The organism is Bacillus sp. 11C, from assembly GCF_055486375.1.
On record NZ_JBUPVZ010000001.1, the window covers coordinates 58,667 to 73,780 of the forward strand.

At 41.7% G+C, this 15,114-nt stretch carries 16 protein-coding genes; 2 read left to right on the forward strand and 14 right to left on the reverse strand.

Going from position 1 to position 15,114, the window contains the following annotated elements:
- The first annotated feature begins 122 nt into the window (after positions 1–122).
- Complete coding sequence (locus ACY3LV_RS00265; protein ID WP_148962574.1) at positions 123–1,004, forward strand: LysR family transcriptional regulator; 882 nt, start codon at positions 123–125, stop codon at positions 1,002–1,004.
- Between the two features lie 62 nt (positions 1,005–1,066).
- On the opposite strand, the gene ACY3LV_RS00270 is transcribed toward ACY3LV_RS00265, so the two are convergent.
- Positions 1,067–3,352: a beta-L-arabinofuranosidase domain-containing protein gene (locus tag ACY3LV_RS00270; protein WP_464863165.1), complete on the reverse strand. Its 2,286-nt coding sequence runs from the start codon at positions 3,350–3,352 to the stop codon at positions 1,067–1,069.
- 155 nt (positions 3,353–3,507) lie between these two features.
- Between ACY3LV_RS00270 and ACY3LV_RS00275 the strand changes: the two genes are divergently transcribed.
- Positions 3,508–4,374 carry a helix-turn-helix transcriptional regulator gene (locus ACY3LV_RS00275; protein ID WP_464863166.1) on the forward strand — a complete coding sequence of 289 codons (867 nt, stop codon included), beginning with the start codon at positions 3,508–3,510 and terminating at the stop codon, positions 4,372–4,374.
- Between the two features lie 30 nt (positions 4,375–4,404).
- Here ACY3LV_RS00275 and ACY3LV_RS00280 read toward each other — a convergent pair whose 3' ends face one another.
- The 13 genes from ACY3LV_RS00280 to tkmA form a co-directional block, all read right to left on the reverse strand.
- Complete coding sequence (locus ACY3LV_RS00280; protein ID WP_464863167.1) at positions 4,405–5,121, reverse strand: endonuclease V; 717 nt, start codon at positions 5,119–5,121, stop codon at positions 4,405–4,407.
- A 119-nt stretch (positions 5,122–5,240) separates the two neighbouring features.
- Positions 5,241–5,531, reverse strand: a complete 291-nt coding sequence (locus ACY3LV_RS00285) for a hypothetical protein (RefSeq protein WP_252400951.1) — start codon at positions 5,529–5,531, stop codon at positions 5,241–5,243.
- A gap of 210 nt (positions 5,532–5,741) precedes the next feature.
- A complete protein-coding gene (locus ACY3LV_RS00290; RefSeq protein WP_333561036.1) occupies positions 5,742–6,395 on the reverse strand; it encodes a hypothetical protein in 654 nt (217 codons plus the stop codon).
- A 76-nt stretch (positions 6,396–6,471) separates the two neighbouring features.
- Positions 6,472–7,023 (reverse strand): hypothetical protein, encoded by a 552-nt coding sequence (locus ACY3LV_RS00295; RefSeq protein ID WP_333561037.1) that lies wholly within the window; start codon positions 7,021–7,023, stop codon positions 6,472–6,474.
- Positions 7,024–7,154: 131 nt separating this feature from the next.
- Positions 7,155–7,475: a hypothetical protein gene (locus ACY3LV_RS00300; RefSeq protein WP_333561038.1), complete on the reverse strand. Its 321-nt coding sequence runs from the start codon at positions 7,473–7,475 to the stop codon at positions 7,155–7,157.
- A gap of 195 nt (positions 7,476–7,670) precedes the next feature.
- Entirely contained in the window at positions 7,671–8,222 is a 552-nt protein-coding gene (locus ACY3LV_RS00305; RefSeq protein WP_333561039.1) for an SUKH-4 family immunity protein, read from the reverse strand.
- 4 nt (positions 8,223–8,226) lie between these two features.
- Positions 8,227–10,128, reverse strand: coding sequence for a T7SS effector LXG polymorphic toxin (locus tag ACY3LV_RS00310; protein WP_333561040.1), 1,902 nt, complete (start codon positions 10,126–10,128; stop codon positions 8,227–8,229).
- A gap of 18 nt (positions 10,129–10,146) precedes the next feature.
- Positions 10,147–10,407 (reverse strand): YwqI/YxiC family protein, encoded by a 261-nt coding sequence (locus tag ACY3LV_RS00315; protein ID WP_333561041.1) that lies wholly within the window; start codon positions 10,405–10,407, stop codon positions 10,147–10,149.
- Positions 10,408–10,416: 9 nt separating this feature from the next.
- Complete coding sequence (locus ACY3LV_RS00320; protein ID WP_333561042.1) at positions 10,417–10,839, reverse strand: YwqH-like family protein; 423 nt, start codon at positions 10,837–10,839, stop codon at positions 10,417–10,419.
- Positions 10,840–11,210: 371 nt separating this feature from the next.
- On the reverse strand, positions 11,211–12,533 hold the full coding sequence (gene uglF / locus ACY3LV_RS00325; protein ID WP_148962566.1) for a UDP-glucose 6-dehydrogenase UglF: 1,323 nt from the start codon (positions 12,531–12,533) through the stop codon (positions 11,211–11,213).
- A gap of 195 nt (positions 12,534–12,728) precedes the next feature.
- Entirely contained in the window at positions 12,729–13,493 is a 765-nt protein-coding gene (locus ACY3LV_RS00330) for a tyrosine-protein phosphatase (RefSeq protein ID WP_464863168.1), read from the reverse strand.
- A 48-nt stretch (positions 13,494–13,541) separates the two neighbouring features.
- Positions 13,542–14,258 carry a CpsD/CapB family tyrosine-protein kinase gene (locus ACY3LV_RS00335; RefSeq protein ID WP_333561045.1) on the reverse strand — a complete coding sequence of 239 codons (717 nt, stop codon included), beginning with the start codon at positions 14,256–14,258 and terminating at the stop codon, positions 13,542–13,544.
- A complete protein-coding gene (gene tkmA, locus ACY3LV_RS00340; RefSeq protein ID WP_087992647.1) occupies positions 14,248–14,994 on the reverse strand; it encodes a protein-tyrosine kinase activator TkmA in 747 nt (248 codons plus the stop codon). Before tkmA ends, ACY3LV_RS00335 begins: the two co-directional genes overlap by 11 nt.
- Positions 14,995–15,114 lie beyond the last annotated feature (120 nt).

A 15,114-nucleotide genomic window follows, 5' to 3' on the forward strand; every position in this document is an offset into this window, starting at 1 on the left:
GATGCATCTGCTCCTTTGTTTACGAATGATTTTCTTCATCATATAATGGATTCATTAATCAATACAGATGATTATTTCGATTAACACAATCGATAAAATCGATTTAGAAAGGAAGAGAACAGGTGGAATTGAAGCAGCTGATAACGTTTATTACGGCGGCAGAACAGGTGAATTTCACCCTAACCGCCAAGATGCTTAATTATGCACAATCAAGTGTTACCTCTCAGATCAAATCACTTGAAGAAGAAATCGGGACGCCTTTATTTGAGCGGCTCGGAAAGCGGCTCATCCTGACAGAAGCCGGCAAAACGTTCAAAGCCTATGCAGAGAAGATCATTACTTTAACAGAAGAGGCAAAAATGGCCGCAAATCAAGTTAGAGAAACAACAGGAACCTTAAAAATCGGGGCGACGGAAAGCCAGTGCACATACCGTCTTCCGCCTATCATAAAAGCATTTAAACAGGCTTTTCCCCAAGTAAAGCTCATCTTCAAACCGTATATTTCCAATGAGCAAGCGAAAGAACAGCTCTTACAGGGCCAGCTTGATATCACCTTTATCTTGGATGTAAGCCGGGCGGACGACGCACTGCACGTTGAATCTCTGGTTCAGGATGAGATTAAAATAGTAGCTGCCAACGATCATCCTTTCCCTGCACATTCACCAGTAACATTGAAGGATCTTCAAAACGAAACCCTTCTGCTGACAGAAGACGGCTGCTCTTACCGCACGCTCTTTGAAAACACTTTACATGACGCCGCTGTCTACCCTGACAAATTAGAATTTGTGAGCATAGAAGCCATCAAACAATGCGTGATGGCGGGACTTGGAATTGGACTATTGCCTGAAATGACAGTAAAAGATGATATCGCAGCAGGCCGGATGAAAGAACTCAATTGGCAGAACGATTGCCCCGTTTTTACTCAATTAGCATGGCACAAGGACAAATGGATGTCTGCGCCATTAAAGGCTTTTATCGATTTGACGAGGAAAACATTCAAATAAAAAACTTGCGGCCCATGTGCCGCAAGTTTTTGAATGAACAAGCAATTCATATCGCTAGGCATTCATTGTAAAACCATTTTCTCATTTATCATCCTTACCCCAAACACTCCGCCCGCTGCTGTTCCCTCTTTGGATTTGAACGTGACAGTTACTCTCTCTTTTCCTTTCGTCCATGCAACTGGAATGTCATAACATACATCAAAAAGCTTTCCCGGATGATTTGCCTTCAGCTGCTGTCTGGCGAGTAATTGATCATCTATCATAATCTCAAAATGTCTTTCGTAAGTTTGTCCTTCTGCTTGAAAGGTATCATCACTTCCAAAATATGTGACCAGCAAATACATGGGTTGACTCGGCTCTGTTTTCATCTCATAACTAAAAAAACCATCTCCTCTGCTGTCTCGCCAGCCTCTGTGAACAATATCCGCGTAACCGGAGTAAGAGTTTTCTTTCTTTAGGTGATGTTCGATCTCCTGCTGCTGCTCATGCGGCTGAACGGCATCAACTGTTATGCGTCTGATGATCTCCTCCTTTTCTTTTTCTTCATCTGTATAATCAAGATATTCTTTCTCGGTCATCACATCCCAATAAACGGAATACCGCTGATGATGCACATTGTAGAACGGCATTAATGTGATTTCTTTATTACCCGGCTGGCCAATCGGTTTCGTTCGAAATATGAGTGATGTTTCATCTATCCGCTTCACCCATTGATCCAATTGACGCTGATCCGCAACCAACACAGGGACATCAATTAATGGATGATTATTAAGGGCGAGATGATCAGCAAGTATATCTGTTTCAGGGAATTCCTCTCTCCCCAGTGCTCCTGCCAATACAACCGGCCCATACATCAGGACGCTTTTTTTAGGATCATCCTTCGCTTGATAGATGTGGAGTTTCATCGGCAAATCAATCTCAATACAATCTCCTGTGTTCCAATGTTTATGGATAACGAGATACCCCTTTTTCTCAACGGATTGAATTCGTTTCCCATTGACCGCAGCTTTAAGGCCGCCATTTGTCCAATAAGGAATACGAATATGCAGCGTCATAGGCACGCCGTCAGCTTTTTTGACAACTAGCCTGGTTTTTTCGGCTGCTGGAAAAGAGGTTTCCTGTGTGATCAACATTTGTTTTTCACGCAGGTCTATTTGTGAAGGAATAAATAAATTCACATACAGATCGTCTTGGTCTATATGATAAATATGCTGCGTATAGCGAGCGGGGTTTTCCATTCCCGTGCCGGTACAGCACCAAAAAGAATCTTCCGGTGAACAATACACCTTAAAATGGCCCGGCTGTGTGGAAACAAAATAAGTTTTCATGCCCGAATCGGGATCTTGGGAAGCAAGAATGTGATTATAAAGCGCGTTTTCATAGTAATCCAGAAATCTCGCTTCGTGAAACCACCGGAACAAATGCTTCGTCAATTTCAGCATGTTATACGTATTGCACGTTTCCGCGGTCGTTACCCCTAACTCCTCGCTGCCTTTTGCTCCGAAATGCTCTCCGATACTGTTGCCGCCAATTGCGTAGGAACGCTGATAGACAACCTGTTCCCAAAAGAAGAGTGCGGCTTTTCTATATGCTTCTTTACCCGTTATATCGTACAGCTTAGCGGCTCCAATCACCTTTGGAATTTGGGTATTGGCATGCTTTCCTTCAAGCTCATCCTTCCTCTCTGCCAGAGGCTGAAGTATGGCTCGATGACAGAAACGTTCCGCAAGTTCAAGATATGCTTTGTTTTTCGTCAGCATATATAGATCGGCCATCGCCTCATTCATTCCGCCATGCTCGCATATCAGCATTCGCTGAAATTGCTCGTCCGTCAGGCGATCCAGCCCCTTTTTTGCCCAGTCAGCCAGCTTGACGACGACTCGTAGAGCCGTTTGATTGCCGGTTAGCCGATACGTATCTATTAATCCCGCAAACAGTTTGTGGAGGCTGTACCACGGCACCCAAGAACCCCCCAGACTAAAGTGGTCCACTCGAAAATCACCGTTGAACACCTCATCAAAACACGCCCTAGAGAAACCGCTTACATATCCCTCTTCATCAAATCGCTGGATAACACTCAGCTCATTCACTGCATACTCTGCTTTCTTTTTTAGCTCCTCATCCCCGGAAGCCTGGTACATAGCTGATGCGGCGGACAGCCAGTGACCGATTGAATGCCCGGCAATTTCCTTTGCCTCCCACCCGCCGTAGCGCGGTTTTTTAGGCAACTGTGATACAGCCTCATAACACGGAGCCAAAAGACGGTCCACATCCAAAAAAAGCAAATATTCCTTCCCTTTCATCTGAGAATCATAAAACATGCCTTTTAATAATGTTACATTTTCCATCTCGATCTCCCCCTATCATGTTTCATCATTCATAGTGATGCTTTTATTATCTAAATGATCATAAGGGATGTGAATTCAATATTTATCAAAAACATATCCTTTTTTTAGATTGAACCGTTACACTGGAGATAAGACAAGAGAAAGATGGTGAAGCCATGTATAAAGTAAAACTCCAAGCCAATCATTTGCCTAAGATCCGTGAGGCCGGACATATGAAGGATATAGAAGGGACTTTACGGCACCCTGACAGGACGATGGATGGAATCAGTGTATTTTTTTACGTAAAACAAGGCGCGATCCATGTATTTGAGAACGAAAACGAGTACCGCATTCAAGCGGGGGGATATCTTTTTCTTAAGAACAATACACCGCATTGGGGAGGCGATTTTTATACACCCGGAACCGAATGGTACTACATTCATTTTTATGCCGAACCTTCCTTGGATCAGGAGGAAGAGTTTTCTCCATTTCACAATTCACCAATCCTTCTCGACAACATCTATTCATCGCAATTAACCTTACCGAAAAGCGGTTCTGTCTCTCATCGTGAGTACACAGAAAAACAGCTAAGCAGCATTGTTCATGCCTTTGAATCATCAAGTGCTTTCAGAGCGCTCCAAGCGTGTTCGCTCACCTATCAATTCTTCATTGACCTGTATAGCAATGCGATACATAGTCAGGCCGGCACCCGCTCTTCAAGGATCATCAGCCGAATTATTGAATTTCTTCACCAAAACAAGCATGCAAAGCTGGTTAGCAGAGATTTTGAGGATGCTTTAGAAATGAATTATGCCTATCTTTCTTCCCTCTTCAAAAAGCAAACCGGGAAAAGCATCACAGCTTATAAAAATGAACTGCTGATCGCACAGGCAATTGATCTATTCAAAACAAGCAACTTAAACGTAACCGAAGTCAGCAGCACATTAGGCTTTTCTAATCCTTATTACTTCAGCAGAGTGTTCAAACGGGTCACAGGAGTAGCCCCGTCTGTATATATAAGCGAGATATACAGGAACCAATAAAAAACACTTGCAGTTCTCGGTCTGCAAGTGTTATACGTGATTTTTTTGATAAAATGTTCGCAAGACGTGTGTTTCAAGGTCAGCAAGGCGGACAGGGATCGGCAGCCGACTTTCTTGATTGATCAGGCTCATCGCGATGTGATAGCTGCTTTCTAAATCAATATGATTTCCGCAAGACAAGAAAATAGGCTTCACGTCCCGCCGCGTCCGCAGCGCCCGTCCATATACCTCGCCGTCAATGATAATATCGGTATATGCACCAACTTCATTTTCAGGCATCACGAAATCACAGCCTTTAATTTTGAGATAGGTTTTCGCAATCCCAATTGTCGGCTTCCCCAGAAAAAAAGCCGCATGGGTGGCAACCCCCATATGGTTGTAATGCAGATACCCGTTGCCATCAAACAAAAACACATCCGGCTCCGTTTCCAGCTTTTTGGCCGCCTCAATGATCAGCGGCAGCTCACGAAACGCAAGGAAGCCGGAAACATACGGCACGCTGCTTTTTCCCACGCTGTGCACTTTTTCAATGACTTCTTTTGTATCAGCGTCAATCACGATAATGCTGCACACCCCATACGGTTCGCCGTCTTGCTCCCAATAAGCGAGGTCGACGCCTGCGTAAGTGCTGATGGAGCCTGGGTGGATAGTGGGGAATAGGTTGATTTTATGTATAAGGGATTGTTGTGTTTGGACAAAATCCGATTCATCTTTTAGATGAAAATCGTGAATTTGATGTATTTTCATTTCACTAGTTTTCCTCTCTTTACTTCTTAAATTAGACGTCTCTGTTCAGATGCTTTCAAGGCTATAAAACTTCCATGAGGATAATCCCCATTCCATCCATTAAACATTAATACTTAAACCTACTTCCACCAAGTAGTTGTTACTTGTTTTAAATGATGTTCAATAAATAAAATCACTTTATTATAGTCATCAGATGAAAATTCTTTAATAGGATCTTCCCAATCATTATTTTTGACTATTAAAACCAGATAACTACCTTTAGGAGAAATGTCAGGAACCCAGCCTAAATCAAGCGTTATTGAGGATTGTTCATGATAAAGCTGCAACAAACTGTCTGTGAATAAAAACCAGGAATCATCATTCGGTTCTAAAGTTCTTGGGTCTATTTCAATAAAATAATTATAATTCACTTTCCAACCTTGTGTTATTCTCAGAGGTTGTATATTTGCTTTTGGGACATTTCATTTAACATGTTTTCTCACAATCATAACCTCTATAGTAACTAGTTTACTTCTATCTGATGATATTCTAATCTCTGACTTGAGAAGACTCCAGTCAATAGTCTAATTAGACAAATGATGCTTCATAGAAAAAAGCAGGTAGTACAACCTGCTTTTTTATTAGTATTCATTTTTAATTTCTTTCATAAAAATATTATCCAATTGTTTAATTAGTTCTTTAAGTTCTCTGCACATAATATCCTCTATCGGATTTTCCCAATCTTCGTTTTTTATAAGTTCAATACCATAACTTCCGGTTGGATCCCCTTCAGGGTACCACCCTACGTCAAGCAACAAGTTTTTTGTCTTGTGAGAAATCTGTAGGAGATCTTGGTTAAAGTCAAATAACCAAGCATCATCATTTGCCTCTAGGGTCTTAGGATCAGTATCTTTTAATGTAATATAATCAACAGTCCAACCAGCCGGTATCTTTAGCCTTAAGAAATTGGGAATCTGTTGGCTTAGTGGCTGCAAACCCTCTAAAACCCCACTTCCCACACTCCAGATTTGATATTCTAACTCTTCTAATAATTGTTCTATCTCATCAAAAGATTCATCTTTATAAATCTTATCTGTATTTAAGCCAGCTACTTTGATATGGTACTGATTATTTTCAAAAATTGCCTTAATAACAGCATTACGTTTTTCATTTTGCAGTATTAGTAATTCATATTTTTCTTCCATTCTTTTTTCGGAATTTAAATTGTTCAGTACTACAGACCAGCCATCACAGATTTTTAATGGCTGCAATTGAGAAATATGATCTCTGCCCATCCCTCTTCTCCTTGTACTCCACATTGTTATACTATCTATAAAAAAACTTGCCGATGACAGCACGGCAAGTTCTAAACTATAGCAATTCTAATACATCAGTAAACAAGGCATCTCCTAATGTTAATCTCCTGTTGAAAGGCTGTATATGTGGCAATTCACTCCACTCATATACAGTATCGTAGTAATCATAAAAATAACTGAGTTCGATAAACCCTTTCTCTTGCATTATTTTATTGATATAGTTCGTTCCCTGAATGAATTCTAAAGATTCAGCGGTCCCTACAATATCATAAGCGCCATCAATTAAATCGTGTCTTAGGGAATAACTATAATCTAGTACATAAACAGGAACCAATTTAGATACTTTCATATTGATTTGCTGTTCTAAATGAAATCCATTTTCTCCAGAAAAATCTTGCAAGTAGATATTGATTTCTCCTGAAGGATTGTTTAAATCTCTAACTTCAATTTTTTTCAAACCTTTTATTTGATTAAATTCATCAGGCACTCTTATTTTCTCTGCACATTTGTTTTTGTACCATTCGTCTAATTCCCTATTCACTAAAAGACGATGCAGCAATTCACCTATCTCCGGGTTTTCAACAGTAAATCTTATTCCATGTTCCATGATTTAACCACAATCCGTTCCTATCACAGGCTTTTCAACATCTGTACATTGGTCGAATGTAATATTCTCTTGCTTTCGTAAAATATAATAAAGCTATAAAAGCAGGTAGTTTACCGCACCTGCTTTTACGATTAAATTTTATGATCACAGTTAATTTCTTTTACAAGGATAGCTTCGTTTCCGTACTCTTCAATGTCCGCCTTTAGCCAACTGCTTTCCTCTTCTCTAAATTTATAAAATCTAAGTGTCGCAAAACCTTCATCAATACTTAGAATCACAACAAATTTATGCTCAGGAAATTTTTCTTTGAAGTGATGTTCCCAACCGTCCATTACCTGAAGCGCATATAGTAAAATTTCTTCATCGGATAAATCACTGTAGTCTAAATAATCGTTTATGCGGAGCTCATTACACGATGCTTCATACCCAGTTTTATCCCCATACATTTTCAAAATTCTATTCCAATTTATAGTTGGACTATCAGTTAACTCATACTCTAGATCTAGAATAAAGCAATCGTCTACTTTAACTATATTAGGTGAAATAATATCCTTTAAATTAGATAGGTCAACTTTTTTTTGTATTGCTCAGATCTTTAGGGACTTTCATTAGTTGACTAGGTCTCAGCCTATCAAAGTTATAATACATTACTCATATAAACTTTCTATTTCAGTACTCCAAAAGTTTCCTTCATTTATACAATTTGAGTCTACTCTCTTCAGTTCTTCTTTCAACCATTCAATTACATCTTCAGGAATATCGTTGTCGATAAAGGCATCCTCGCCATTAATTTTAATGGCCTTGTCAATCATTTCTGAGAAAAGTAATATACATTCTGCAAATTGATTTATTGATGAGTTAATAAATACTTCTTTATATTCATCACCATTATTTAGATAAACAATCCTCTCGTTATTTTCAATGATACATATTGGATCTCCAGAACCAGTGGATCCCAACAGCCAATATTTTTGAAATGCTTCAGACATATCAAAAATACTTGTAATTGGTTTAAATGATGACTGGGAGGAAGTAAAATCTAAATAAGGTGGAGGTGTCTCAGGTAAGCCTCCTAAAGATAAAAATTGTTTAAATTCCTCCGAAAAAGGAATTTCTATTATAGCATCATATGAAAACTTTAATAACGGACCATTTTTATTAACGTCCCAGTTTCTATTAAATTCTTCTGGCAATAACATATTGTCACCTTCCCGATTCTTTTCTGAATGTTTCTAGTCTATTTGCAATTTGATCATCTACCCCGGTAATTCCCCATTCTTTTTCGACATTATGAATACCACCATATCCAGGATGCAAGCTTTTAGGTAAAGCTGCTGCTTGACCTCCTTCTCCAATATGATGATGTCTCATAGGGTCTTTTAAGTAATCAGCATACTGTGGAAAATGTTTTATAAATTGCTCATCAACAACCGGAACTCTTCCTCTTTTAATCTTAGCAGTATTTTCAGTACTCCAAAACTCAGGATTACTTTTAAGTAACGTGTTGAAGAATTTTTTCGCGTTTCTTTCCCAGCCAGCTGCATTTGTTCCAGATTTGCCTTTCCCCTTAAAATTCATCTCTACTACAAGTCTTGGATCAATTAAATATTTATTATCGTATTTTGCAAGATCTCTGCCTTTATAACCTCTAATCCGATCATATTTACCATCATTACTCCATTTACTCGCCATCTTCACAATCCCAAGATCCTTCACAGCCGTCTTTTCCACATCTACACGGACTGTCGGGATTCCGAACGTGGAGCCATCCGGAGTTACAGGGCGTTCTGCGTATACGCGGACGTTGGTTGGGACTTTGAATTGTTTTACTTTTTCTAGTGTCTTGTTAGCTTTTTGGACTTTTGAATGGGTTGCAAGCGGTATGCCTTTGTCTACATGCTTCGCCAGTGCCCCTGCACCAACTAGACTCAGAGCCGCTTCCAGCGCACCCTGCTTCCGCTTCTCCTCAGACACTTTGTTCCCAAACATATCCCGTCCAGTAACTGCTTCTGAGAATCCGTTAGACGCAACTAGGCCGTATGCGCCCATTTCTGACATTTTGAGAATATCTAAAGTTTTGCCTGTTTTGTAGGCGTCTAATGCGTGTTCTGCGGCAATAGCCGCTTTTCCGGTTTTGTAGATCGCTTTTCCGCCTTTGAAGGCGCGGCCTGCCCAGCCGACGACCGGGATGTACCCTGCGGCTGCCATGGCGCCGGCTGTGACGCGTTCGGCTGTGGAGAGTTTTTCTCCTGTGACAGGGTCGTAGCCTTCGGTTGCTCTTATCGTATCATAATAGCCAGTGACTTCGCCTGTGAAGGTGCAGATGCCATCCCATGTTTTTTCATACCATGGTTTATTCGCTTCTTCTTCCGCTTTTTCTTGAAGGCGTCTTGCTTCTGCTTGCTGTTCTTTCGCCTCAATATAAGAAGTCGCTTGCTTTTCCGCTTCTATCGCACCTTTATAAACTTCGCTTGAGGTGAATGCTTTTTTGTTGTAGTGAATGGGAGAGGCGCTTTTTCCTTTGCTTGTCGCTTGCATTAAAGCGGTGTATTTAGCAAGCACGGCATTATCGAGCGACTGCAGGTTTTGATATTCTGTGGTCAGCGACTCGTCCAGCTCATCAATCGCTGTAATGGTATCGAGCCGGATTTTCTGTGCGTCGTACATCTTGTCGGCGTAATCATCAAGAGAATAAGAGGATAAATCCAAAATGCCGACAAGATCGGCGAGAATGTTGTCAATCTCCAATTTGTGCGCGGAGACGATTTCAGACGCTTTCAAACTCCCGTTTGGCAGCTCGTTTTCCAGATATGACGTTTCCACATAATGATCTTTCAGTTCTTTTTCTTTGATATCCCCTGAGATTCCTTTTAAAAAAGCGATTTGTGCCGAGACAAGCTTCAGCCACGTGTCTACAATATCAGCCTGTCCTTGAAAAAAATCTTTGATGTTGTCTGCGCCTTTCCCTGTAAAATCTTGGCCTAGATCGGCTACAGCCTGAAACGCTTTTTTTAGGGTTTCTAACTGCTCTTCAAGCGTTTCATATTGCTTTTTCCTGCTCTTCGCTTCTTCGATTAAAGTCTTTGATTCAAATACTTTACTCATTGCACAACCCTTTCTATGCTATTTTGCGCCAATTGCCTCGTCCTGCTCCTTCAGTGAATCAACATTGTCTTTCGTGTCTTCTATGTTTTTTTGGACGGCTTTTTTATAATCGCCCAGCATGGTTTTAATGCTTGCCTCGCGCTCATGGTACTTTTTTGTATATTCCAGATTGTTTTTCCCATTGGATCCCGCGGCGCCGATTGATACACCAGCAAGCGCGTTTTTAACGGTCTCTAATGTTTTGATGACGGTATCGTACTTCAATTTAATTTCTGACATAAAAAAAGATCACCACCATTTTAGTTGTCTAATTGTATTTCCGACTTCTTCCGCGAATTCTTCTCCCTTTTTAAGAAGATCTCCTGCACCATTTGCTATGAGCAATTCCCCTGCATAAGTGGCTTTTTTTAATTCTAGACTAATAATTTCACCGCTAATCGAAGCCATATACCCGTTATATTTATCATTCACAATCTTGGATGCTTCCGATTTCGCTTCTTCTCTGCCCTTGTCGAAATCATCCGCTTTTGTTCCCGTCCAGTGCTTGCCCAATTCCGGTTTCACAATGTCTTTGATTTCTGTAATGGCCTCTTCTTGCAGTGTGTCTATGTCTTTTTTTGCTTTTTTCAGCTTTTCGATCTTGTCTTCGATATCGGAAATTTTTCCGTTGAGCGAACTTTTGATGTCCGCTAGCATACTTTCATAACCCATCTGAATCACCTCTTAATACTCAAAAAGTCGTATGGAGGGGCTAATGAAGATAGACTTTTCCATACTTTATTTCCATATATTATATTTTAAAATAGCCAGAAGGCGGCATAAATAGGGTAAACGACTTAATTTAGGCGTATAACACTCTCAATATGTAGGTCTATGATCTTGTTTTTGTTCGTCACACAGCTAATGAAAGCGTTTTATGATATTAGAGCACCTAAAGTCATAGTTATAAAGACACTTGAAAGAGACAGATATTAATGATCTGTCTCTTGTTGTAAGAGTACATTCTGCTTTTGTTATTTTTTCGCTTTAGACCTTAGCAGAAAAGAAAAAAACCGGCTCCCAGCCAGTTTTCTCTTTTCCAACTATTGAATTGCGCCTGCTGGAACAACCGACTTCCGTCCCACAGAATAATATTCCACCTCTGCAGCGGCTGCTTCATCCAATGTGTAGCAGTTTCTGCCGTCAAAGATGAGCGGCGTTTCCATCAAGTTCTGATAGGCCGCTAACGGGAATTGTTTAATGTCGGCCCAGTCGGTTAAAATCATGACGGCGTCAGAGCCTTTGACAGCTTCCTCGATTGTCTCTTTATATTCAACGGCTTCTGGCAGAACACGCTTTGCATGGTCCGCGGCAATCGGATCATAGGCTTTAATATGGGCGTCGAGCGCAGCGAGACGGTCTGCGATGACAATCGACGGCGCTTCCCTCAAATCATCTGTATTCGGTTTAAATGAAAGTCCCAAAAGGGCAATCGTTTTTCCCGTCACCCCGCCGAGCCTGTTCAGCGCTTTATCTACCAGGATCGCCTGCTGATTGTTGTTGACTTTGATGACCGATTTCAGCAGTTCAAAATCATGCTCGACATTGCCGGCAATTTGCACGAGGGCGTTTGTGTCCTTCGGAAAACAAGAGCCGCCGTAGCCTATGCCCGCTTTTAAAAACTGGCTCCCGATCCGCTTATCCTGTCCCATGCCGTACGCGACTGCTTCAATATCGGCGCCGACCTTTTCACATATATTTGAAATTTCATTTATAAAACTGATCTTAGTGGCCAGAAAAGCATTTGAGGCATATTTGATCATCTCGGCGCTTCTAATATCCGTTTGATAAATCGGAATTTGGAACGGGCGGAAAAGCTCCTCAAGCGTCTTGGCTGTTGTCTGATCCGCTGTTCCGATCACGATCCTATCGCCATGAAACGTGTCAGAGATTGCCGACCCTTCACGTAAAAATTCCGGATTGGACGCGACCGAAATGCTGACAGGCTCCGCAAGATGTTCAGTGATCAGCCCCTTAATCAAATCGTTTGTCCCGACGGGCACTGTGCTTTTCGTTACCACGATGGCATCCTGTTTGACATGCCGGGCGATGCGTTTGGCCGCATCTGTAATATGCTCCAGATTCGCGTGCCCGTCGCTTTTCTGCGGTGTGCCGACCGCTATAAAAATAATGTCTGCCTGTGCCAAGCCTTTCTCATAGCTCATTTCAAAGTTCAGCCGTCCATCAGCTGTATTTTTCCTCATCAGCTCTTCAAGACCCGGTTCAAATATGGGGGAAATGCCCTTTCTCATTTCATCAATCTTGTGAGCGTCAATATCAATGCAGGTTACATGATATCCAATCTCAGAAAGAGAAACACCTGTCACAAGACCGACATAGCCTGTTCCGATGACTGTTATATTCATTGTTTCCCTCCAACAGTTAAATTGCTGCTTTGCAGCTTCCGTAATATCGTATGAGAACATCCTATCATGAATGCGGATGATCTCCCGAATAGCCTGTCGGGTACAGCCTGTACAGATTTCTGAAATGTGATTCAATCATACAATATACTATTATATCGCGCACAGAAAGGAAGTGGTGAAATGAGAACCGGCTGTTTAAAAGAACCCAAATAATTTTCTTCTTTTGACCGGCCGCGGAGGCTCTCTGAAGATTGTCTGATTCTGCAGGAGAAGCTCGGCGTTTTCCGTCAGTATATAAGGAAATTCCCGACCGAATTCTTTCTCAAGAACATCAAGGGCTTCCCGGCAGCGAAAGTCTCTTGTTTTCAGATTATGAGCATCTGAGGCTACGAAATGAATCAAATTGGCTTCAGCCAGCCGGAGAGAAAATGCTTTCATCTGTTTTCCGAAAGTCCCCGCAAGACTTCCTGAAGTAATCTGAGATACCGCTCCTTTCTCCACAAGATGATACAGCAAGGACGGGTTTTCGCGAATTTCCCTGTTGCGTTCAGGATGGGCGATAACCGGAATATATCCTTTCAGCTGCAACTCATAAAAAAGCCGCTCCGCATATCGTGGAACCTGATCAAACGGAAATTCAATCAGGATGTATTTTGTATCATTCAGCGAAAGCAGCTGCCGTTCAGCAAGGTCCCGCTCTAAATCGCCGTAGATTCTGATTTCCTGTCCCGGAAGCACGGTTAAAGGGATATTTTCTTTGATTAAACGTTTGTTTAACTGATCTGCCGCTTCTCTGACTGCCGCCGGCTCATTTTCATACACACCGTTCTTATGATGCGGTGTCGCTAGAATGGTCCGGATTCCCTGATGAACAGCAGCTCTTGCCATTTCTATGCTGTCGGCTGAAACGCTTGCCCCGTCATCCATTCCAGGAAGAATGTGACAGTGGATATCTATCATGTCTTAGCCCCCTTTTTCCGCAAAAATAAATAACGGGCAAGATGCACGTTATTTATTTTGTATGAAGTTATCCTTGTTTCCGTTGTATCCATATGCAGAATCCCTCGAAAACTTTTTACCGTTCATAACCGCCCCAAGGAGCTTGCTATTGCACGATTCAAGTGCCTCTTTCGCTTTTGCGGCTTGTTCTTTTTCTGTTTTCCCGCTTGAAATAACCAAAATAGAACCGTCTGCCACGCTCCCTAAAATCTGTGCATCCGCTACAGCGAGAATAGGCGGCGTATCAAAAATGACCATGTCATATGCCGCACACGCCTCGTCGGCAAGTTCTTTCATCCACTTTGAGGAGAGAAGCTCGGCCGGGTTTGGCGGGATAGGACCGCTCGTCAGCACGTCAAGCTGTTTTTCATTAGATGTTTGTACAGCCTGTTCCAGTGAACTTTTCTTTAATAAAACAGATGTTAAACCTATTATATTTTCAAGATGAAAGGCTGTATGTACTGTTGGTCTTCGCAAATCAGCGTCAATCAGGAGCACTTTTTTTCCCTGCTGGGCAAATACGACAGCAAGATTAGCGGCCGTTGTTGATTTTCCTTCTCCGGGACAGGCCGATGTAATCATCACTGATTTCATTTGGCGGTCCACTGAAGCAAATTCTATATTCGTACGAATCGTCCTATATTGTTCAGAGTTCAAGGATTTCGGCTCTGTCATTGCAATGACATTCCTGCGCATCCAAGAGCCTCTGCTTTTTTTAAGCGCCAAAATGCCCACTCCCCGCTTTTTCAGATTGGATACCGTGTAAGCTTGCCGCTTTTTTCTGCTCATTTGCAATGGTGGAAACCGTCCCTAAAACAGGTATGTCCAGCAAGGATTCGAGCTGTTCTTCCGATTTGATCGTATTGTCCAAATACTCAAGCAGGAACGCCAGTCCGATGCTTCCCGCCAATCCCGCCGCGAACGCGATAGCAATGTTTAGGAGCGGCTTTGGCGATACAGGTGACGGATGTCCTGAAACCTCGGCTTTTGACAAAATACTGACATTGTCAACATTCATAATGGTTGTGATTTTGTCTTGAAAGACAGATGCGATGGTATTGGCAATATGAGCCGCTGTTTCCGCATTTACATCCTTGACTGATATGTTGACCACTTGGGAGTCCTGCTCGCTGGATACGGTAATTTTGTCATTCAGCTCTTGAGATGTCATCGACAGGCCCATCTCTTTAATGACTTCGTCTAAGATGGCAGGGCTCTTAATGATGACGTTATACGTATTGATTAACTGAAGATTGGTTTGGACATCATTAAATTGGACTTCTTTTCGGTCGTTTTTCGATTGATTGACCAGAATCTGAGTTGATTTTTCATAGATGGGTGTAAGTGCGAAGAAACTGATAAGTCCGCCGGCAGCAGTGGCAGCTGCGGTTACAATCATAATCAAAAGCATGCGTTTTCTTAACGTTGATAATATCTCTTTTAAACTAGTAGATTCTCCCATGATACCTCCAAATCTCTTATAGCATCCTTTTCCATATACGATTATACAACGTAGAAACCGCATTTCTCCAGCTTTTCACATGACATTATTCGACAATTTTTTACAAAACCTTATGTTGCG

Coding starts and splice junctions, on each gene's coding strand:
- ACY3LV_RS00275 (WP_464863166.1), top strand. CDS start 3,508: ATGTATAAAGTAAAACTCCAAGCCAATCATTTGCCTAAGATCCGTGAG.
- ACY3LV_RS00310 (WP_333561040.1), bottom strand. CDS start 10,128: ATGAGTAAAGTATTTGAATCAAAGACTTTAATCGAAGAAGCGAAGAGC.
- ACY3LV_RS00330 (WP_464863168.1), bottom strand. CDS start 13,493: ATGATAGATATCCACTGTCACATTCTTCCTGGAATGGATGACGGGGCA.
- ACY3LV_RS00295 (WP_333561037.1), bottom strand. CDS start 7,023: ATGGAACATGGAATAAGATTTACTGTTGAAAACCCGGAGATAGGTGAA.
- ACY3LV_RS00280 (WP_464863167.1), bottom strand. CDS start 5,121: ATGAAAATACATCAAATTCACGATTTTCATCTAAAAGATGAATCGGAT.
- ACY3LV_RS00290 (WP_333561036.1), bottom strand. CDS start 6,395: ATGGGCAGAGATCATATTTCTCAATTGCAGCCATTAAAAATCTGTGAT.
- uglF (WP_148962566.1), bottom strand. CDS start 12,533: ATGAATATAACAGTCATCGGAACAGGCTATGTCGGTCTTGTGACAGGT.
- ACY3LV_RS00270 (WP_464863165.1), bottom strand. CDS start 3,352: ATGGAAAATGTAACATTATTAAAAGGCATGTTTTATGATTCTCAGATG.
- ACY3LV_RS00315 (WP_333561041.1), bottom strand. CDS start 10,407: ATGTCAGAAATTAAATTGAAGTACGATACCGTCATCAAAACATTAGAG.
- tkmA (WP_087992647.1), bottom strand. CDS start 14,994: ATGGGAGAATCTACTAGTTTAAAAGAGATATTATCAACGTTAAGAAAA.
- ACY3LV_RS00320 (WP_333561042.1), bottom strand. CDS start 10,839: ATGGGTTATGAAAGTATGCTAGCGGACATCAAAAGTTCGCTCAACGGA.
- ACY3LV_RS00305 (WP_333561039.1), bottom strand. CDS start 8,222: ATGTTATTGCCAGAAGAATTTAATAGAAACTGGGACGTTAATAAAAAT.